Origin of the sequence: Aquiluna borgnonia, assembly GCF_013283855.1 — a bacterium.
GTDB lineage: Bacteria > Actinomycetota > Actinomycetes > Actinomycetales > Microbacteriaceae > Aquiluna > Aquiluna borgnonia.
This window is the reverse complement of sequence record NZ_CP054056.1, coordinates 173798-194193: the sequence shown is the minus strand read 5'-3', so window position 1 is coordinate 194193 and position 20396 is coordinate 173798. Positions and strand designations below refer to the sequence as shown.

At 56.5% G+C, this 20396-nt stretch carries 17 protein-coding genes; 1 reads left to right on the top strand and 16 read right to left on the bottom strand.

Going from position 1 to position 20396, the window contains the following annotated elements; all coding sequences use genetic code 11:
- Positions 1-8: 8 nt before the first annotated feature.
- Both HRU87_RS01070 and HRU87_RS01065 read right to left on the bottom strand, forming a co-directional pair.
- Positions 9-1814: an ABC transporter ATP-binding protein gene (locus HRU87_RS01070; RefSeq protein ID WP_173493128.1), complete on the bottom strand. Its 1806-nt coding sequence runs from the start codon at positions 1812-1814 to the stop codon at positions 9-11.
- A complete protein-coding gene (locus tag HRU87_RS01065; RefSeq protein WP_173493127.1) occupies positions 1811-3583 on the bottom strand; it encodes an ABC transporter ATP-binding protein in 1773 nt (590 codons plus the stop codon). The genes HRU87_RS01070 and HRU87_RS01065 overlap by 4 nt, the downstream gene beginning before the upstream one ends.
- A gap of 115 nt (positions 3584-3698) precedes the next feature.
- Here HRU87_RS01065 and HRU87_RS01060 point away from each other — a divergent pair, with 115 nt between their 5' ends.
- Positions 3699-4193 carry a beta-class carbonic anhydrase gene (locus tag HRU87_RS01060; RefSeq protein ID WP_173493126.1) on the top strand — a complete coding sequence of 165 codons (495 nt, stop codon included), beginning with the start codon at positions 3699-3701 and terminating at the stop codon, positions 4191-4193.
- Here HRU87_RS01060 and purH read toward each other — a convergent pair.
- The 14 genes from purH to guaB all read right to left on the bottom strand — a co-directional run bounded on the left by purH (position 4190) and on the right by guaB (position 20226).
- Positions 4190-5806 (bottom strand): bifunctional phosphoribosylaminoimidazolecarboxamide formyltransferase/IMP cyclohydrolase, encoded by a 1617-nt coding sequence (purH, locus tag HRU87_RS01055; RefSeq protein ID WP_173493125.1) that lies wholly within the window; start codon positions 5804-5806, stop codon positions 4190-4192. The two genes, HRU87_RS01060 and purH, sit on opposite strands and share 4 nt — an antisense overlap.
- Complete coding sequence (gene purN, locus HRU87_RS01050; protein WP_173493124.1) at positions 5806-6396, bottom strand: phosphoribosylglycinamide formyltransferase; 591 nt, start codon at positions 6394-6396, stop codon at positions 5806-5808. The genes purH and purN overlap by 1 nt, the downstream gene beginning before the upstream one ends.
- Before the next feature lie 9 nt (positions 6397-6405).
- Positions 6406-7656, bottom strand: a complete 1251-nt coding sequence (locus HRU87_RS01045; RefSeq protein ID WP_173493123.1) for a cell division protein PerM — start codon at positions 7654-7656, stop codon at positions 6406-6408.
- A gap of 3 nt (positions 7657-7659) precedes the next feature.
- Positions 7660-8547, bottom strand: coding sequence for a succinate--CoA ligase subunit alpha (sucD, locus tag HRU87_RS01040; RefSeq protein ID WP_173493122.1), 888 nt, complete (start codon positions 8545-8547; stop codon positions 7660-7662).
- 11 nt (positions 8548-8558) lie between these two features.
- Positions 8559-9716: an ADP-forming succinate--CoA ligase subunit beta gene (gene sucC, locus HRU87_RS01035; protein WP_173493121.1), complete on the bottom strand. Its 1158-nt coding sequence runs from the start codon at positions 9714-9716 to the stop codon at positions 8559-8561.
- 74 nt (positions 9717-9790) lie between these two features.
- Positions 9791-12058: an ATP-dependent helicase gene (locus tag HRU87_RS01030; protein ID WP_173493120.1), complete on the bottom strand. Its 2268-nt coding sequence runs from the start codon at positions 12056-12058 to the stop codon at positions 9791-9793.
- A 10-nt stretch (positions 12059-12068) separates the two neighbouring features.
- The gene (locus HRU87_RS01025) at positions 12069-12908 is read right to left on the bottom strand and encodes a glycerophosphodiester phosphodiesterase (RefSeq protein WP_173493119.1); all 840 of its coding nucleotides are present in this window, start codon (positions 12906-12908) and stop codon (positions 12069-12071) included.
- Positions 12899-14452 carry a glutamine-hydrolyzing GMP synthase gene (gene guaA, locus HRU87_RS01020; protein ID WP_173493118.1) on the bottom strand — a complete coding sequence of 518 codons (1554 nt, stop codon included), beginning with the start codon at positions 14450-14452 and terminating at the stop codon, positions 12899-12901. The genes HRU87_RS01025 and guaA overlap by 10 nt, the downstream gene beginning before the upstream one ends.
- Positions 14449-14886 (bottom strand): DUF3817 domain-containing protein, encoded by a 438-nt coding sequence (locus HRU87_RS01015; protein WP_173493117.1) that lies wholly within the window; start codon positions 14884-14886, stop codon positions 14449-14451. Before HRU87_RS01015 ends, guaA begins: the two co-directional genes overlap by 4 nt.
- Positions 14887-14889: 3 nt before the next feature.
- Positions 14890-16509: a putative PEP-binding protein gene (locus HRU87_RS01010; protein WP_173493116.1), complete on the bottom strand. Its 1620-nt coding sequence runs from the start codon at positions 16507-16509 to the stop codon at positions 14890-14892.
- 2 nt (positions 16510-16511) lie between these two features.
- The gene (locus HRU87_RS01005; protein ID WP_173493115.1) at positions 16512-16781 is read right to left on the bottom strand and encodes an HPr family phosphocarrier protein; all 270 of its coding nucleotides are present in this window, start codon (positions 16779-16781) and stop codon (positions 16512-16514) included.
- 67 nt (positions 16782-16848) lie between these two features.
- Complete coding sequence (locus HRU87_RS01000; protein WP_173493114.1) at positions 16849-17595, bottom strand: SURF1 family cytochrome oxidase biogenesis protein; 747 nt, start codon at positions 17593-17595, stop codon at positions 16849-16851.
- On the bottom strand, positions 17596-18711 hold the full coding sequence (locus tag HRU87_RS00995) for a GuaB3 family IMP dehydrogenase-related protein (protein WP_173493113.1): 1116 nt from the start codon (positions 18709-18711) through the stop codon (positions 17596-17598).
- Between the two features lie 9 nt (positions 18712-18720).
- On the bottom strand, positions 18721-20226 hold the full coding sequence (guaB, locus tag HRU87_RS00990) for an IMP dehydrogenase (RefSeq protein WP_173493112.1): 1506 nt from the start codon (positions 20224-20226) through the stop codon (positions 18721-18723).
- Between the last annotated feature and the right edge of the window lie 170 nt (positions 20227-20396).

Sequence of the window (20396 nt, the reverse complement as noted above, 5' to 3'; positions counted from 1 at the left end):
CCCAGCTGCTAAACCAGCGAATCTCGCCAAGCCTTGTAGAGGGCGGCAAACTTTCCACCTGACTTGGAAAGCTGATCAGGGGTTCCGTCCTCAATCACCTTGCCGTGCTCCATGACCAGCACGCGACTGGCAATTGAGACTGTTGAAAGACGGTGGGCGATAATCACCGCGGTTCGACCCTTGAGCAGAGTCTTCAGGCCCTGCTGCACCAGCCGCTCCGATGGGATATCTAGCGAGGAGGTTGCCTCATCGAGAATCAGCACGGCTGGATTCGCGAGAAATGCCCTGGCAAACGAGATCAATTGGCGCTGCCCAGCGGAAACTCTGCCACCGCGCTTGTTTACATCGGTTTGGTACCCGTCTGGCAATCGCATGATGAACTCGTGGGCTCCGACAGCCTTGGCTGCGGCTATGACCTCAGTCTCGGTTGCATCGGGCTTTCCAAGTTGAATGTTTTCGGCTACCGATCCAGAGAAGAGGTAGGCCTCTTGGGTGACCATGACGACTTCGCGACGCAGGTCGTGGTTGGAAATCTCCTGCAGATCGTGACCATCAAGACGGACCACTCCCTCAGTCGGATCATAAAAACGTGAAATGAGTTTGGCGAGGGTGGATTTTCCAGCACCGGTCGTGCCAACAAGAGCGATGGTTTGACCGGCCGGAATCTCCAGATCAAACTTCTGAAGCACCGTGCCGCCGGTTGAGTACTTGAATTCAACACCCTCGAAGCTGACCCGACCCTCTGCGCTCTTGAGCGTGACCGGATTCCTGGTATCTGGAACTGAAGGCTCCTCCTCCAATACCCCGGAAATCTTCTCCAGGGCTGAAGCCGCCGACTGGTAGGAGTTGTAGAAGATGGCAATTTCTTCCATCGGATCAAAGAATCTCCTGGCATACAAAATTGCAGCCGTAAGTACTCCAATGCCCAAGGATCCCTCCAGCACACGGAACCCGCCGAAGAGCAAAACTGCCGCCACAGTGACGTTGCCGATGAAAATCAGCCCGGGGTCATAGATTCCGAAGAGTTGGATCAGCTTGGCGTTGTAGCCCCGATAGTCCTCAACTAGACCACCAAAGTGCTGCTCGTTTGGTTTCTCCTTGCGGAAAGCCTTAACGGCGCGAATACCGGTCATGCTCTCGACGAAGAACTGAATCAACCGCGAGGACGCCACTCGCTGAGCGCGGTAACCGCGGTTGGTCTTCACCTGGAACCAGCGCGTCAAAATCCCAAGAGGAATCAGGGCAATCAAAAGAATCAGGAAGCTCTGCGGATCGATCAGCAGCAGCGCTCCAGCGGTGAAGAGCATAAACATTCCACCGACCACCAGTTCACTCAAACCACCGGAGAGCAGCTCCCCTATTGACTCCAGGTCCGAGGTCTGCCGAGCAATCACTCGGCCTGCGGTGTAGCGCTCGTGAAACTCAACGGAGAGCTTCTGGGTGTGCACAAACATTCGATTGCGCAGGTCAAACAGCATGGCCTGGGAAACCCTCGCGGTAACCATCAGGAAGTAGTAGGTGAGCAGTGCGGTCAGGATAGCTGCACTGAGGTAGACAAAAACTGTCAGCCCAAGGGTTGAATAATCCCCAACCAGGGCTTTGGGCAGGGCCGAGTCAATTCCAAAGGCAATGAGCGCGGGGCCCGAAACGCGCAGTGCGGTCGAGACAACAACCAGTGCCACCGCCCACAATATCCTCGCCCGCAATGGCAGCAGCAGGGAGCCCAGCAGTCTTCTGGAGCGAGCCCGAACGTATCGGGACTCCTCTTTATTTAGGTCGGTTCTCTCTTCGTCGTTAGTTCCGTGCAGACTCACAGGTTCACCTCCCTGGCCTTCTCGGCGGCATCCAGCGAGCTGATTACAAATCGATAGTGTTCGGAATCTCGAAGCAGATTCTGGTGGGTGTCGTAGGCGACGATTTTTCCGTCCTGCATCAGTGCAACCTTGTCCGCCAGCATCACGGTCGAGGGACGGTGGGCAACAATCAGGGCTGTTGTTGTGGTCAGCACATGCCGCAGGGCATCCTCGACCATGGCCTCGGTGTCAACGTCCAGCGCGGATAGCGGATCATCCAGCACCAGAATCTTGGGTTTAGCTGCAACCGCTCTGGCCAGAGCGAGACGCTGGCGCTGACCGCCGGAGAGTGAGAGTCCCTCCTCACCAATCTTGGTGTCCAGACCCTCGGGCAGATCGTAAACAAACTGGGCCTGGGCGATTTCCAATGCCTGAGTGAGGTCCTGTTCTGAGCCGAGGGCATTTCCAAGCAGCACGTTATCCCTCACCGAGGAGGAAAACAAAGTCGCGTCTTCAAACGCCATCGCGATGTGGGTTCTTAGTTCCGCGCGGGTCAGGTCCCTGATGTCTACCCCGTCAATCAATACCGCACCGGAGTCAACTTCGTAGAGTCTGGTGGTGACTGCGGTGAGGGTGGATTTTCCGCATCCAGTCAACCCAATCAGTGCAACTGATTCACCGGGGGCAAGCTTTAGGGAAAGGCCTGAAATCAGCGGTGGCTGGTCCTTGGGAGCATCCGGGTAAGCGAAGGAAACGTTTCTAAATTCCAGCTCACCCTTTGGATCCGTGATGGTTTTCGGATTCTCCGGGTCGCTAATGAGTGCCGGCTCGTCAATCACTTCGAAGAATCGGGTAACCGCAGTCTTAGCCTCGAGAGTCATGCCCAGCAAGAAACCGAGAGACTCGGTGGGCCAGCGCAATACCATCGCGGTTGCGACGAATGCCACCAGGGTCCCCACGGTAATTTCTCCCTGCGATACCAAAACCACTCCGGCCAATAGAGCTAGGCCGAGAGCGATTTCTGGCAGCAAAATTAGCCAAAGCCAAATATTTGCTACCGCTCTGGCCTTCCGAAGTTCGGTGCCCCGCAGCTCGTGAGCCTGCTCCGAGAACTGTCTCGCGGCATGCCCCGCGCGACCAAAAGCCTTCAGAACCCTGACGCCGTGGACCGCCTGCTCGACTCGGGTTGCCAAATCGCCCGACTGATCCTGCGATAACCGCGCAACCTCGCCATAGCTTTTCTCAAATGCGAAGCCAATGATCAAAATCGGCAGCGAAATTGCCAGGTAGATCAAACCGAGCCAGAAGTTGAAACTGAATAGCACAACCAAACCAACCACCAGGGTCAGCAGGTTTGCCACAAATAAAACCAATCCGAAACTCAGCCAGCGGCGAATCAGGTGAAGATCAGACACCGCTCTACTCAGCAGCTGACCAGAGGGCCAACGATCATGGAAAGCCACCGGCAGATCTTGAAGTTTTGCAAACAAAGTGTTGCGCATGTATGCCTCAACGTGGGTTCCCGGAGTTAGCACCAGCCACCTGCGAAGCAGCACAAAGGTCGCTTCTGCGACGCCGAGCAAAAGAATCAGGCCAACCGCAGGCAGCAGCGCATCAACGCCGCCGGCGACCAAAGAGTTGACCAGGTTCTGCAAATACTGCGGAATGCTCAGGGCAAACATGTGAGCGGCGATGGCGGCACCCATGCCTAAGAAAATTCTGGGTAGTGCTTTTTTAGCGAACGGAACCAGCCGCCACAGGGTCTGGATCGTATTTTTTTGCTCTGTCATGCTTCACTTTCGCCGCCCCCAAGGCAGCCCTTCAGACTATCAGTAACAAAAATTCACATTCGACTGATTGTTCAGGTTTGGGAGTTAGGTTCTCAGAACCCAACAAAGGAGAACCATGTCAGTAACTGATGAATTTCTAAAAAACAACGAAATCTACGCTCAGACTTTTCAGGGCCCGCTCCCTCTTCCGCCCGCAAAGCACATCGCGGTTCTGGCCTGCATGGATGCCCGCATCAATGTCTACGCAGCCCTTGGCATCCAGGAGGGCGAGTCTCACGTAATCCGTAACGCCGGTGGTGTGGTGACCGAAGATGAGATTCGATCACTCGCAATCTCACAGCGGCTACTGGGAACCAAGGAGATCATCCTGATTCACCACACCGACTGCGGCATGTTGACCTTCACGGATGATGCCTTTAAGCAATCCATCCACGAGGAGGTTGGCGTGAAGCCAGCTTGGGCCGCAGAGGCTTTCAGTGACCTGGACGCTGACGTGCGCCAGTCGGTTGCAAGAATCAAGAACAGTCCCTTTATCCCTCACAAGGATTCGGTCCGCGGTTTCGTATTCGACGTCGCAACCGGAAAGCTGCGCGAGGTAGCAACCGCCTAGTGGTAGAAGTGGCGCTCCGCGGTGAAGTACATGGTGATGCCTGCCTCTGAGGCGGCAGCAATCACCTCTTCATCGCGGACGCTACCGCCGGGTTGAACCACTGCGTTTACGCCGGCATCAATCAAGACTTTCAAGCCGTCGGCAAACGGGAAAAATGCATCCGAGGCTGCGACGCTTCCAGCAACCCGCTCTCCGGCGCGGTTTACTGCAAGGTGGCAGGAATCCAAACGATTTACCTGACCCATGCCAATTCCAACCGCAGCCAAATCCTTAGCCAGCAAAATTGCATTTGATTTCACAGCTCTGACTGCCCTCCAGGCAAATTCCAAATCAGCCAGCTGCGTTGCAGAGGCTGGAGCTCCGGTTACCAGCTGCCAGCTCTTTGGGTTTAGGTTCTCAAAACCGTCAGACTCCTGAACCAGCAATCCACCGGAGACCTGCCGAATCTCCTGGGCTGGGCGCTGATACCCACCGGAGAGCTCGAGAATTCTCAGGTTTTTCTTCTGGCTCAAAATCGCAAGTGCCTCAATATCAAAACCCGGGGCTGCGATTACCTCGGTGAAGACATTCGCGACCGCCGCCGCCATGGCCTTGGTGACCTTGCGGTTAGCGGCAATAACTCCACCGAACGCCGAAACGGGATCGGTGAGGTGGGCTTTATTGTAGGCATCGGCAATCGCATCAGAGCTAACCTGATTGCCCACTGCTACTCCGCAGGGATTGGCGTGCTTGATGATTGCAACGGCGGGGTCGTTGAAGTCGAAGGCTGCTCTGAGCGCGGCATCCACATCCACATAGTTGTTGTAGGACATTTCCTTGCCACTCAAGAGCTTGGCTTGAGCCACGCCCGGAACCGCGGCAGTGGATCGGTATAGAGCTGCCGCCTGGTGTGAATTCTCGCCATAGCGCAGCACATTTGCCATCTTGAAGTGAAGCTCCAGATCAACCGGAAGATTCTGAGCTCGCCCTTCCAATTGCTCCCCGCCCGAGAATTCGTTTGCCATCCAACTGGCCACAGCGCTGTCGTACTGCGCGGTGTGGGTAAAGGCGGCCTGGGCAAGTTCACGACGCATTTCCAGTGATGTACCGCCAGCCTGCAGGGCTTGAACCACCCTGTCGTAGTGAGCCGGGTTCACCACAATTGCAACGTTGGCGTGATTCTTGGCAGCGGCGCGGACCATCGCGGGGCCCCCGATATCAATCTGCTCTACGGCAGCATCTCCCCTGGCCCCCGCAGCAACCGTAGCCACAAACGGGTAAAGGTTCACCACTACCAACTCGAATGGCTCTATGCCCAGCTCGGCAAGCTCACTGCGGTGATCCTGCAATCTCAAATCTGCCAGGATTCCGCCATGGATTTTTGGGTGAAGGGTCTTGACCCTGCCATCTAAAGATTCTGGAAACTGGGTTACCGAAGAAACTTCTGTCACGGGAAAGCCCGCCTGCGCAATTTGAGCCGCAGTCGAACCGGTCGAAACCATCTGCACTCCAAGCGCGGCAAGTGCACCGGCAAGCTCCAGCAGCCCAGTCTTATCGGAAACCGAAATCAGGGCCCTGCGAACCACAACGGTGTCGCGGTGGGAGTATTCGTTAGCGGATCTTCCGGAAGCCATCAGCGACCAAACCTCTCTAGCTCTAATTTGCCCTCGGCAATTTCCCGCACGATGGATACCAGGTGCTCTCTCTCAATCTCTTTGATCTGCTCGTGCAGCTCAGCCTCGGTAATCCCGGGGGTGACATGCAGGGTGCGCTGCGATATCACGGGTCCAGTGTCTACACCCCCATCAACTATGTGAATTGTGCTGCCGGTTTGGGTTGCACCTGCAGCCAACGCATCCCGCACCGCATGTGCTCCTGGGAATTCAGGCAAGAGAGAGGGGTGAAGGTTAATGATTTTTGGACTCAGGGCGGAGACAAATTTCTCGGGCAGCACCCTCATAAAGCCAGCTAGCACAACCAGGTCTGGTTTGTGAAACAAGACATTGGAGAGCAAGACCTCAGCCCAGTGCTCTTTGGACTGGAATTTTCCCGGCTCAACCACAAATGTTGGAACCCCGAACTGCTCGGCGTGAGCGAGGCCCTCGGCGGGCTTATCAGAGCCAACAGCTAGGACTTTGGCGGGAAATAGCGGGTTATCGCAAGCGTCCAGCAAGGCCTTTAGATTGGAGCCGGAGCCAGAAACCAAAACCACCAGAGAGAGCATTGCCAAAGTCTACTTTCGTCGCTGTTCAGCATCGGTGTAAGGCTTGATGGTAATCAGTCCCGCCAGGAAACTCGCCAGGGAAACCTCTAAAAACAGCGCTAGCGCCAAAATTGGAGCGTTGATTCCGACCTCCGCCAGCCTCCCGGGACCAAAGCTTCCCGATGCAATCAGTGCCAGTGCAAATCCAACCAGCGCGCTGATGGTTGCTGCCGTGAGGGCAAAAGCCAACGCCGCGGAGAACCTTGTTGCATACTCCCACCGCATTTCGTCCGTAAACCTACGAACCAGAATTGTCCCGACAAACGCCACAAGAACAGGAATCAGAACGAAGAGAATGCCCCTGTCAAGACCCGAGGTTGGTATTGCCACGAACATTGGAAGCGCTGGAACCGGCCCGAGCTGAGTCCCCAGTGCGGTGACAGAAGATCCAATGCCAATCGAGAATCCAGGACCTGCAATCCAGCTCATCGAATAGATGATCAGGTTTGGCAGAAGTGCCAGCTGGGCGAGAGTGAGCATCACTCCACCCAAAATGCTTACGTGCAGCGATTCGTAGAGCGCAACCACCTGAATCCAACCAAATCCAAGGGCAAGCGCGATGGTTGCGGCACCCACGGTCAACATGGCGGCAATCACCGCCAACCCCACGCGGGCCGCTGGAGAGAGCACGGTGGCGATGCTCCAGTGCAGTTTGGAGTGCAAGGCTTTTACCTGGCTGCGCACCCAGATGCGCTCCTTCGCCTCGGGATGATTTGCACCTTCAAAGAGCTCAAAGCGCTCCCCCCACACCGAGGATATAAAAAGTAGACCTGCAAAAAATAGCGCTGGGGCAACTAGCGGTGCCCACTCCCCGACGGTGACGGCATCGTTCTTGGCCAGCATGGAGACTCCAAGTCCGATTCCGCCAAATGCCAAACCGCCCCCCAACCAAGCCGGCCAGAGCGTTGAGGCCGCGGACAGGCGGTGACCAACCCGAATTATGAGTAGACCCATCAACAGGGTTAGCCCCAGCGGTAACGCACTGAGCGTGAACGCGGGAAACTCAACCCCAACCAATTCCCCAGCGGCAAACTGCAGCGGGACACCACAGGCCAGCAAAAAGGAGAAGCTGGCAACAGCGAATGCAACAATCCAGTCAACACTTCCGTTGCCCTCGATAAACCAGGCCAGCGTGAGCGGCGCAATTGCCAGGCCAATGGTCGTAGCGGCGATAATCAGCGCTTGCAGCGCTGCTATCGCAAAGCTAAGCCCCCGGTTCAACTGCTACAGCTTGGAGATGATATCGCGCATCAGTGCGGCGGTCTCGGAAGGAGTCTTGCCGACCTTCACGCCCACAGCTTCAAATGCTTCCTTCTTTGCCTGGGCAGTTCCAGCAGATCCCGAAACGATTGCTCCGGCGTGACCCATGGTCTTACCCTCAGGAGCGGTGAAACCGGCAACATAGGCGACAACTGGCTTAGTAACGTGCTGGGAAATGTAGTGGGCAGCCTTTTCCTCAGAGTCGCCACCGATCTCACCAATCAAAACAATTGCCTTGGTTTCTGGGTCATTTTGGAATGCCTCTAAGGCATCGATGTGGGTGGTGCCGATTACAGGGTCTCCGCCGATACCGATTGCGGTTGAGAAACCGATGTCGCGCAACTCAAACATCATCTGGTAGGTCAGGGTTCCAGACTTTGAAACCAGTCCGATGGGTCCCTTTCCAGAGATGTTCCACGGGGTGATTCCGGCGTTGGACTGCTCAGGGGAGATGATGCCCGGGCAGTTTGGACCGATGAGTCTGGTCTTCTTGCCCTTCTCAACGTTGTATGCCCAAGCCTCGGCGGAGTCGTGCACCGGAATGCCCTCGGTGATCGCTACCGCAAGCTCAATCTCAGCGTCAATGGCCTCGATGATTGCAGCTTTTGCAAAGGCCGGTGGCACAAAGATGACTGACACATTCGCTCCGGTGGCGGCCATAGCCTCCTTGACGGTTCCGAAAACTGGAAGTGACTTACCAGCTACCTCAACCGACTCTCCAGCTTTGCGAGGGTTAACTCCACCAACGATGTTGGAGCCTCCGGTGAGCATGCGGGTGGTGTGCTTCATGCCTTCGGCACCGGTCATGCCCTGGACGATGATTTTTGAATTTTTGTCTAGGTAAATTGCCATTGGTCTCGCCCTTACTTATTTGCCAACTCGGCGGCCTTATCGGCTCCGCCATCCATGGTCTCCGCTAGCGAAACCAGCGGGTGGTTGAACTCAGAGAGGATGCGGCGACCCTCTTCAACATTGTTTCCATCCAGTCGAACCACAAGTGGCTTGGTGGCACGGGATCCAAGGGTGTTCAGCGCCCCAACGATTCCGTTTGCAACTGCGTCGCAGGCGGTAATTCCACCGAAGACGTTCACAAATACGCTGCGAACCTGAGGGTCGTTCAGGATTACGTCCAGACCCGCTGCCATAACCTCTGCTGATGCACCGCCACCGATGTCCAGGAAGTTTGCCGGCTTGACCTTGCCGTGACGCTCACCCGCATAGGCAACAACGTCCAAAGTGCTCATAACAAGTCCGGCACCGTTTCCGATGATTCCGACCTCGCCGTCAAGCTTCACGTAGTTCAGGTCCATTTCTTTGGCCTTGGCCTCTAGAGGGTCCAGCTGATCGCGCTCCATTGCCTCGCGCTCGTGGCGGAACTCAGCGTTGTCATCCAGAGAAACCTTGCCGTCAAGGGCAACGATCTTGCCCTCTTTAGTCAGCACCAGCGGGTTGACCTCAACCAGTGTCGCGTCTTCCTTCTTAAAGACCTCGTAGAGCTTCACGAAAACATCGGCGACCTCGTCAAGGAGCTCCTGAGGGAAGTTTGCTGCCTTGGCAATCTCGAGAGCTTTTGCCTTGTCGATGCCGGAAACAGCAGAAACTGGAACCTTGGCGAGTGCTTCTGGGCGCTCAACTGCCAGCTGCTCAATCTCCATTCCACCCTCAACGCTGCAGAGCGATAGGAAGGTGCGGTTAGAGCGATCAAGCAAAACGGAGAAGTAAAATTCGCGGTCAATCTGGGCGCCCTGCGCAACCATGACGCGCTTCACGACGTGCCCCTTGATGTCTAGTCCGAGGATGGCTTCAGCCTTCTCGCGGGCCTCCTCTGGAGTGTGGGCAACCTTCACTCCACCAGCTTTGCCTCGGCCACCGGTCTTCACCTGGGCTTTGACAACAACTGTTCCACCAATAGCTCTGGCAGCAGCTTCTGCTTCTTCTGGGGTGTCTGCGATTTGACCGGCGAGAACGGGGACTCCGTATGACTCGAACAGGTCGCGCGCTTGATATTCAAATAGATCCACGGGGAGTTTTTTCCGTTTCTAGATTGAGGCGGACAACCCCTAAAGTCTAGTGATTTGAAAGGGCTAAACCTTGCCTAGAGCTTGACAATTGGTGCCATTTTTACCAACAGTCGCTTGGTGGGACCAGATTCGAAGCGCACTTCAGCAGTTTGCTTGGGCGGAGTACCGGAGACGGCAATTACCTTTCCAGTACCAAAAGTGTCGTGCTGCACTCGATCGCCGACCTCGAGGGTTAGATCCTTGTTGTCCCTAACCGCTGCAACCGTGTTGAGCGCACCCTGCCAGCTGGTCCTCGGGGCTTGATAGTTGGATTCCCTAAGCGCTCGTCGCTCCTGGCCCACCTGCTCGCAGAGCTCCTGCGGAATATCGTTTAGGAAACTCGATGGAACAAACGACGAGGTGTTTCCAAACAGCGTGCGCTGAAGAGCGTTGGTTATGTAGAGCTTCTGCTTGGCGCGGGTCATGCCCACATACATCAGCCTGCGCTCCTCCTGCAGTCCGCCCGGTTCATCAAAGGACCTGATGTGCGGAAGGGTTCCCTGCTCAAGACCAATTAGGAAAACGGTGTGATACTCCAACCCCTTGGCGGTGTGCAGGGTCATGAGCGAAATCGTGCCGGATTCATCCTCAATCTCATCAGCTGCAGCCGCCAGGGTTACCTCTGCTAAGTAGTCTGAGAGCGTGCCCTCCGGGTTGACCGCCTGCCACTGGTAAAGCTGACCCAGAAGCGCATCGAGGTTCTCAATTCGAGCCTCGTCCTGCGGATCTCTGGAGCCTTCCAGGGAAGCCCGGTAGCCGCTGCGCGTCAGCAGTAACTTCAGAACTTCGGCCGGACCCTCGGCTGCGCTCAGCGCCTCAAGTTCACTGAGCATCTGGGCAAACTCTTCAATGGTTGCGGTCAGCTTTGGTCCCAACCCAAGCTCTCCGACTCGAGCCAGTGCCATTCGAAACGGCAGGTCATTCTCCCTGGCAAACTGGGCAATTTTCAGCTCAGTCTTTTCCCCAACGCCGCGGGCAGGAATGTTTAGCACACGTCTGGCGGCCTCATCATTTCGGGCATTGGAAATGATCGAGAGGTAAGCGAGCGCATCTTTGATTTCCTTGCGCTCAAAGAACTTGAGGCCACCGATCACGGCGTATGGGATGCGCTGGGTTTTTAGTTCGGCTTCCAATGATGGGGTGAGTGCGTTGGTGCGATAGAGCACTGCCATATCCCGGTAATTGGTGCCCTGGGTGTGAAGCTGCTTGATTTGATCAACCACATAAGCCGCTTCATTGCGCTCGTCATAACCGGTGAAGACCGAGATGAGCTCTCCGCTTCCAGCATCGGTCCAGAGGTTCTTTGCCTTGCGATAGGGGTTTTGCGAAATCACCGCGTTGGCCCCGGAAAGAATGTTCTGGGTCGAGCGATAGTTCTGCTCCAGCAGGATGGTTTGAGCCCCTGGGAAATCTCGTTCAAACTCGGTGATGTTGCGAATGTCAGCGCCGCGGAAAGCATAAATCGACTGGTCAGAATCACCCACCACGGTCAGCTCGGCTGGGGGTATCTGCTCACCGGTGCGGTCATCGAAGATGGCGTATTCGTCAGGCATCGGTCGGGTCAATTCGCGAATCAGGGCGTATTGAGCGTGGTTGGTGTCTTGATACTCGTCGACCAAAATGTGCCGAAAGCGCTTTTGATATCGACCACGAACCTCAGGGTGAGCGCGCAGCAGGTGAACGGTCTCGGAAATCAGGTCGTCAAAGTCAAAGGCGTTATTGCGCTTCAGTTCGCGCTCATAACCTTGAAATACCTCCGCGACAATGCGCTCTTTGGGGTTGGAGCGGTCCGCATTTCGGGCAAAGTCCTCTGCATCTTTTAGTTCATTTTTGGCATTCGAGATGATTGCGGCAGCCTGCTGCGGCTTGATGTCGGCATCTTCGGCACCGGCCTCGCGCAGCAATCGCTTCAGAAGCGCTCTGGAATCAGAGGTGTCGTAGACGGTGAAGTTTGAGTCGTAACCCAACCGGTCCGCCTCGCGGCGAAGAATTTGCAAGCAGGCGGAGTGAAAGGTTTTGATCCACATGCCTTCGCTTGATGCGCCAATCAGAGATTCAACGCGGTCGCGCATCTCACTGGCGGCCTTGTTGGTGAAGGTGATGGCGAGAATCTGCGAGGGCCAGAGCTCTTTGGCCGCCAGAAAATGTGCGATTCGGTGAGTCAGGACTCTGGTTTTGCCAGAACCCGCACCGGCGACTATTAGCAGCGCTTTTCCTCGGTATTCGACAGCCTGACGCTGCTGGGGGTTGAGGTTGGCCACCAGTGCGTCTGGATTGTTGTCCTGGAAAAGGTCGAGCTGCATCTGAGGTAGCTTAGGCCAGCGTCGCGACAGTTTTGCGAAGCACATCGGGCTGGTCGGCAAAGATGCCGTCCACTCCGCTGCGAGCAAGCTTTTCAAACCAGGTTGCAACTTCGCCCTGGGCAGTTTCCACCCGAGCGGTGTAGCAGTAGAGGGTCAATCCCAAATCTTTTGCCCTGCGCACCAGTTCATTTTGAGAAACCATTTCTAGGGCAACCGAGACGCCGTCAAACTCCTGCGCAATTTCCTCGAGCAGGTCATCATCGAGCTGGGTCCTGCCCTCTGGCAGCATGTCCGGGGCGGAGAGAAAGACGTAGTCGATGCCCGCTCCAATTACAGCCTTGGCTTTTCTCAGGATGCCAAATTCAAAACACTCGATGGTTAGCTTCAAGCCTCGCTGTTGCCAGTTGGATTCAGTGAGCACTTTTTGAACTGCGGCAATTAGATCCAAACCCCGAGCTAGGAAATCGGCCCCGTATTTCAGCTCAATAATCAGGTGCTTGCCGTCGAAGGCTGGATTGTTCACCACCTCCTGCAGAGTGGGGATTTGGTACTTTCCGCTGTGAAGGTGGGACTGGGTCCGAGACTGTGGGTATCGCTCGACAACCCTCAAGTTGCCAAGGTCCGCCAGGGTGATCTCGGCAACCTGAGTCGGGAGATCCGGATGCTCAAGAACATTTGTGGTTTTGGTCAAATCTGCATCGTGCAGGATCACCGGGTAACCGTCACGGGTCATAACGACATCGAATTCGATAGCGTCCGAACCTAGTTCAAACGCAAGCTCAAATGAGGGCATGGTGTTTTCCGGAAGATATCCGCAGGCACCGCGGTGCCCAAAAACTGCTACTCCCACTCGATGGTTCCCGGTGGCTTGGAGGTGATGTCCAAGACCACTCGGTTGACATCTGAAACCTCGTTGGTGATTCGGTTAGAAATGCGAGCCAGCAGATCGTAGGGAAGCCTTGACCAGTCAGCGGTCATCGCGTCCTCGGAAGAAACCGGCCTGAGCACAATAGGGTGGCCGTAACTGCGGCCATCTCCTTGAACTCCAACCGATCGAACATCTGCCAGCAGCACCACTGGGCACTGCCAAATTTCGGCATCCTGTCCGGCTGCGCTGAGCTCTTCCCTCACGATTGCATCTGCCGCTCGCAGCAGCTCCAGGCGCTCTTTAGTTACCTCGCCGACGATGCGAATCCCGAGACCCGGACCTGGAAAAGGCTGACGCTGAACGATTTCGTGAGGCAGGCCAAGCTCCGCCCCAATGGCCCTAACCTCGTCCTTGAACAGTGTCCGCAGTGGTTCGACTAGCTCGAACTGCAGGTCCTCAGGTAGTCCGCCAACGTTGTGGTGAGATTTGATGCCGGCTGTCACACCACCGCCAGACTCCACAACATCCGGGTAAAGGGTGCCCTGAACCAAGAATTTGATTGGTCGGTTGTCAGCCTGAGCCTCAGCCACCAACTCACGCTCGGCCTGCTCGAAGGTCCTGATGAACTCACGACCGATAATCTTTCGCTTGGTCTCCGGGTCCGATACTCCTGCCAGTGCGGTCAGGAATTTTTCCTCGGCGTCCACCGTAGTCAGCCGGATGCCGGTTGCCGCCACATAGTCGCGCTCTACCTGCTCGCGCTCACCCTGGCGCAACAGCCCGTGATCCACAAACACCGCAGTGAGTTGATCACCCACGGCACGGTGAACCAGTGCGGCAGCCACCGCAGAGTCAACTCCTCCGGACAGCCCGCAAATCACTCGAGCATCGCCAACCTGAGCCCGAATCTTCTCCACCTGCTCGGCAATCACGTTGCCAGAATTCCAGGTTGGTTCAATGCCGGCTCCGCGGTAAAGGAAGTTCTCCAATACCCGCTGGCCCTGCTGGGAGTGCTTTACCTCGGGGTGCCACTGCACTCCGTAGATTCGCTTTTCCTGCGATTCAAAAGCCGCTACCGGCGTGGTATCCGTGGAGGCCAAAACTTTGAACCCCTCGGGGGCTTCCATCACCTGATCACCGTGGCTCATCCAGCAGACCTGCAGCGAAGGCTGGTCGGCAAGCAGCACACCTGAGTCATTCAGCTTGAGTTCGGTGGCCCCGTACTCACGCTTCCCGGTGCGGTCAACCCTTCCACCCAGGGTCTGAGCCAAAACCTGAAAACCGTAGCAAATACCCAGCACTGGAATTCCCAGCTCCAGCAGCTCCGGATCAAGCTGCGGCGATCCGGTTTCGTAAACGCTGGACGGACCACCCGAGAGGATGATTGCGGCCGGGTTTTTAGCCTGAACCTCAGCTGCCGTGATGTTGTGGTGAACAATCTCGGAGTAGACGTTTGCCTCGCGAACACGCCTAGCAATCAGCTGGGCGTATTGCGCCCCAAAGTCAACAACCAGTACCGGCTTCATGCCCTCTCCTGAGCTTGCGCGATTTCGGCTTTCGCCATCTTGGCGTAGCGGGCCTCGGTGTAGAAACTCAGTAGCGGAACCACTCCACCGAGGGCGATGAACAGGAATCTGAAGAACGACCAGCGCATCAGAGTCCAAACCCGAAAATCCGCAAACAGGTAGAGCACGTAAAGCCAGCCGTGCACAACCAAAATCGCCGTAGTCAGGCTAAAACCAACCTCCGGCAGACCCTCACCCTCGAGGCCATACTGCTCGAAAGTGATGAAGCCGCCCGGCCCCATTGCCCAGAGCTCATACCCCAAAAACGGCAGTCTCCGAATGCCCCAGGTAATCATCAAAAGCAGCAGGAAGATACCGGTTATGTAGCTGGAAACTGAGAACAGTTTCACAGCCTTGCTGGCAGCGGTTATTTGGCTTTTTGCGGGACCGGTCAAGTTTTACTCCTGGGCTATTTTGGCTAGTGCATCTAGAACCGCTGCCTTGCAGTTCTCCGCATTGTTAGATGAAAGTGCCACCTTGGCAACCTGCTGAGCCTGCTCCAATGTCACCGACGATAGCGCTGAGCGCACCGCCCCAACCTGAGACCTTGAAGCCGAAACGGACTTGAACCCCAGTCCCGCGAGGACAACCGCGAACGCTGGATCAGAAGCCGATTCACCGCAAACCCCGGATGAGACTCCAGCTGCCTCAGAGTCCTGAGCGATCTTCGCCAGCATGCGAATCAACGCGGGCTGCCATGGATTCAATAGCGCCCCGAGGCCAGCATTCATTCGGTCCGCTGCAAATAGGTACTGCGAAAGATCATTAGTGCCGACCGAGATGAAGTCGAGCTTGCCCGAGAGGTCACCCAATGCCATAGCGATTGAGGGGGTTTCGACCATGATTCCGACCTTGTAGCTGCCGGAGGATCTGGCGAGCTCAGCAAAGTCGAGGGCCTCCTGGGCGGTTGCGATCATGGGTGCCATGACCCAGACCTCTCTGCCGGATGCGACTCGGGCAGCCTCGAGAGATACCAATTGGTCAACTAGGAAATCTCTGTGGTCGGTAATTAGCCGATAGCCGCGAATACCCAGGGCAGGGTTTTCCTCGTGAGGCATGTGCAGGAAGGGCACTGGCTTATCGCTTCCGGCATCAATTGTTCGCACCACAATTGGACCTTCGGGGGCCGCGCTCAAAATCTCGGTGTAGGCCTTGGTCTGCTTTTGCCTCGAGGGAACTGTGTTCTCCGAAAGGTAGAGAAGTTCGGTGCGGAACAATCCAACGCCATTGGCTGCGGTAGTGGCTGCCTGAATGGAATCCTCCAGAGAGCCGATATTGGCCCTGACCGGAATGATCGGGTCAAGGCTCTTAGCGACAAAACTGATTGCCTTCGTGATCATGGTGTCATCGCCGCCAACCACAACTCGGTCCCCAACCGGGTCAACCAAAACTTCCATACCGTCCAGCAGGCCCTCGGCTTGCGCGCAGGACACAACCGCGGGAATCGACTTGGAGCGACAAATGATCGCGGTGTGGGAGGTGGGTCCACCCTTGATGGTGATTACCCCGACCACCGCATCGGTGAATTGGGCGGTGTCTGCCGGTGAGAAGTCCTCACCCACAATTACAAATCTTCCGCTTGAGGGCAGATCAAGCCCTAGGGATACGCCTGCGATGTGGGCGGCAACCCGCTTTGCAAGGTCCTTGAGGTCAACCAAGCGCTCCATGAATGCGTCATCGCCAGCAAAAATTTCCTCTAGGGAATCTACGGCTGCGATGAATGCCGTGCCGGCATTCCAGCCAGCTTCAATCTCCGCGGCGGCGGTGTCAAAAAGGTCTTCGTCCTCTAGCAGCATGGTGAGTGCCTCAAAAATCTCAGCGCTGGTTTCGCCTGCTTTTTCCGATAGCTCGGCGAGGTGAGCCGAGACTGCACTAATGGCGTTTCGCAGCGTGAGCTTCTCTGCCGCTGCGTCGCCAGCATGCTTGGCTGCCGCTGGCAGTGCAGCCTGAGGCTTTACGCGAAAGACTTCGGCGCGAACTGCATTTAGACCAACACCGAGACCAGAAAGTACCTCCACCGCTATCCCTTGAGGAAGTCTTGAATCTGGGAAATCAGGGACTGCGCCAGGGCCTCGTCTTCGGTGTCGATTTCCACCAGCATTTCCTCGCCGGTCTTAGCCTTCAACGCCATCATGCGCAGCGGGGAGTTAGCCAGTACCAACTCTTCTCCTGCTTTACCCATGCGAATCGTGAGGCCCGATTCTTTGACCAATTTGACAATTTGGCCGGCTGGACGGGCGTGCAGGCCGATTGGGTCCTGAATCACGACGGTTGCGGAAATGGTTGACATGGGGACCTCCCTAATTACAGGTATGAGAATAACAACTTTCCCCAGTCCGCAAAGGCCCGGGCGCCATTTACTCGGCTTCGCGCTCGCGCTGCACCTGGTCCATCACCAAACGCCACCAAAGGTAGAAGGCAGCCAGAGCAAAAAATGCCCACTCAATGGCATAGAAGGCGGTTAGCCAGTTGATCTCAACCTGTTGCTGACGAATGCCAATGGTGATGGGTTCAAGTCCGGTATCCAAGCCCGACTCCAAGATCACATAAGCCGGAAATGCGTCAATCGGCTCAGCGGAGTAAAGATTTATCAGTTGAGAAAGCGCCACCGAGCCCAAGGCTTCAGGGGTGGCCTCTTTCACCGCCTCAGTTGGTTCAACAAAACCAACGGCCTCAAACTCTACGGGTTTCAGTTTTGCGAGCGCCGCCTGAGCAATTGCGAGGTCCCTGGTGAAACCCAGGGCCAAGGTAAGCCATGCACCGTTGACCTCTGAGTTGCTGATCAGCCAGTAACCCCGAACACTCTCACCGGTCTCTGTCAGCTGCAAACGATCCGAAACCACATGAGCGTTTGACGGATCGAGTCTTGCCTGGAAGCTGACCCTGCGGTCAAAAACCGCCGACTGAATCACCTGGTTTGGGGTCAGCAGTTGGTCGATGGGGACCGGCTGAGATTGCTCAATCGAAACGCCAACGGTGTTGAAGGTTCGGCTGAGTTGCCACTGCATCAACAGCGAGAAGGTGATAGCCACCAACATCGCCAGCGCGAGGCCACCTATCCACTTTGGCCTTCGAGCAACTGCCCAAAAGTTAGGTCTTGGCATTTACTCGTAGGGGTTGACTACCACGTCAACTCGCTGGAATTCCTTGACGTCGGAATACCCGGTGGTTGCCATGGATCGCTTGAGCGCACCGATCAGGTTGCTGGTGCCCTCCGCATTGTCCGCTGGCCCGAGCAAAATGTTCTCAAGCGGAGCGTGAGAGCCAACCCAAACCCGGTTTCCCCGGGGAAGTTTTTGGCTAACTGCTTCCTGACCCCAGTGCCAACCGCGACCGGGAGCCTCGGCAGCCCTGGCAAGGACTGTGCCCAGCATTACGGCATCGGCACCGCAGGCGATTGCCTTGACGATATCCCCAGAGGTTCCAAGACCGCCGTCGGCGATTACGTGCACATAGCGCCCGCCGGACTCATCCATGTAGTCACGCCTTGCTGCTGCAACATCAGCAACCGCTGTCGCCATCGGGGCGTGAATGCCCAGCACCTTGCGAGTTGAGGATGCCGCGCCGCCGCCAAAGCCAACCAGGACGCCGGCTGCACCGGTGCGCATCAGGTGCAGTGCTGCCTTGTAGCTGGCCGCCCCACCAACCATGACCGGCACATCTAACTTGTAGATGAAGTCCTTGAGGTTCAGCGGTTCTTGATTCTGTGAAACGTGCTCCGCGGAGACTGTGTTTCCGCGAATCACAAACAATTCGACGCCCGCCTTTAACACCACCGAGGAAAACTCCTGGGTGCGCTGCGGGGAAAGCGCTCCGGCAACCGTCACTCCGGCGGCTCGAATCTCGGCCAGGCGAGCGGTGATGAGCTCAGGTTGAATCGGCTTAGCGTAAACCCGCTGTAACACCGACGTCGCATCCTCGGCCTTGGCGCTGGCAATCTCCTCCAGCTGCTGGGTTGGATCCTCATACCTGGTCCATAGTCCCTCAAGGTCCAAGACTCCCAGGCCGCCAAGTTTTCCAATCGCGATTGCGGTGGCCGGGCTCATAGCGGAGTCCATGGGGGCGGCAACTATTGGCAGCTCAAATTTGTAGGCGTCAATGGCCCAGGCGGTTGAGACATCCTCGGGGTCGCGGGTGCGTCGAGTTGGAACCACCGCGATGTCGTCAAACGCGTAGGACTGGCGGGCGCGCTTGCCCCGGCCGATTTCGATTTCAGTCATGCTGGCCTCCTAGCGAGTGCCGTAGTTAGGTGCTTCGATGGTCATCTGAACATCGTGCGGGTGAGACTCCCTCAGCCCAGCGGCGGTAATTCGAACAAACTTGCCCTTGGCCTGCAGCTCCTCGATGGTGCCGGCTCCCACGTATCCCATGGATGCCCTGAGGCCTCCGACCAACTGGTGCACAACCGATGCAACGGAGCCGCGGTAGGGCACTCGACCTTCGATGCCCTCGGGGACCAGCTTGTCCTCGCGCAAAACATCGTCTTGGAAATAGCGGTCCTTTGAGTAGGAACGCGCCTGGCCTCGCGACTGCATGGCACCGAGCGAACCCATTCCGCGGTAAGTCTTGTATTGCTTTCCGCCAACAAAGGTGATGTCTCCTGGAGCCTCATCGGTTCCGGCCAAAAGCGATCCGAGCATCACGGAGTTTGCCCCGGCAACCAACGCCTTTGGAATATCTCCTGAATACTGCAGTCCGCCATCAGCGATCACTGGCACCCCGGCAGCCCTGGCTGCCTGCGCAGCCATGTGCACGGCGGTGACTTGAGGAACACCGACTCCGGCCACCACGCGGGTCGTGCAAATCGAGCCCGGACCCACGCCCACCTTGACTCCGTCAGCTCCGGCATCAACAAGCGCCTGGGCTCCCTCGCGAGTGGCAATGTTTCCGCCGACGATGTCGGTCATTTTGGCAAATGGTTCGGCTTTGAGCTTTCGAATCATGTCTAGAACTGCCGTGTTGTGACCGTGGGCGGTGTCCACTATCAGCATGTCAACGCCGGTCTCCACCAGCGCCATGGCACGCTCCCAAGCATCTGGGCCCACGCCAATGGCGGCTCCAACCAACAGTCGGCCAGCGCCGTCCTTGGATGCATTCGGATACTTCTCGCTCTTGTCAAAATCTTTTACGGTTATAAGTCCCCGAAGCTTGCCGTTGTCATCAACCAGAGGAAGCTTCTCGATGCGGTGCTGGGCCAGCATGGCCATGGCCTCGTCAGGGTTGATGCCGACCTTTCCAACAATCAGTGGCATAGGTGTCATCACATCTTTAACCAGAGTCGTGGTGCGCTGCACCTCTAAAACGAATCGCATGTCGCGGTTGGTTACGATACCGACCAGCTTGCCGTCCTCGTCTACCACCGGAAGGCCCGAGACTCGATACTTGCCGCAGAGGTCATCGACCTCCTGGATGGTGGCGTAGGGGGTTGTTGTGACCGGGTGAGAAACCATCCCGGCCTCACTGCGCTTGACCAAATCAACCTGGTTGGCCTGCTCGTCAATAGAGAGGTTGCGGTGCAAAATCCCCAAACCACCCTGGCGAGCCATGGCAATTGCCATTCTGGCCTCTGTCACGGTGTCCATGGCGGAGGAGATCAGCGGGACTGAAATAGAGATGTTTCTGGAAACCTGGGTCTTGGTGTTTACCCCGGAAGGGACCACATCGGATTGGCCGGGGAGCAGGAGCACATCGTCATAGGTGAGACCGACGAGGGAGAAAGGGTCGTGAAGCTCCAATTGATAATCCTTCGGCTTGCGGGTGGATTCGTCTCACCATCCTACCCAAGCTGGAATCTGGCGTCTAAAGCGAATTCCGCAAGCGCTTTCGAATTGGGATAACAATCGTTTACATTCGAGTATTACCAAAAGGTGAACTTTGGTAATGTTTTCGGGTGCGCGCCAACTCG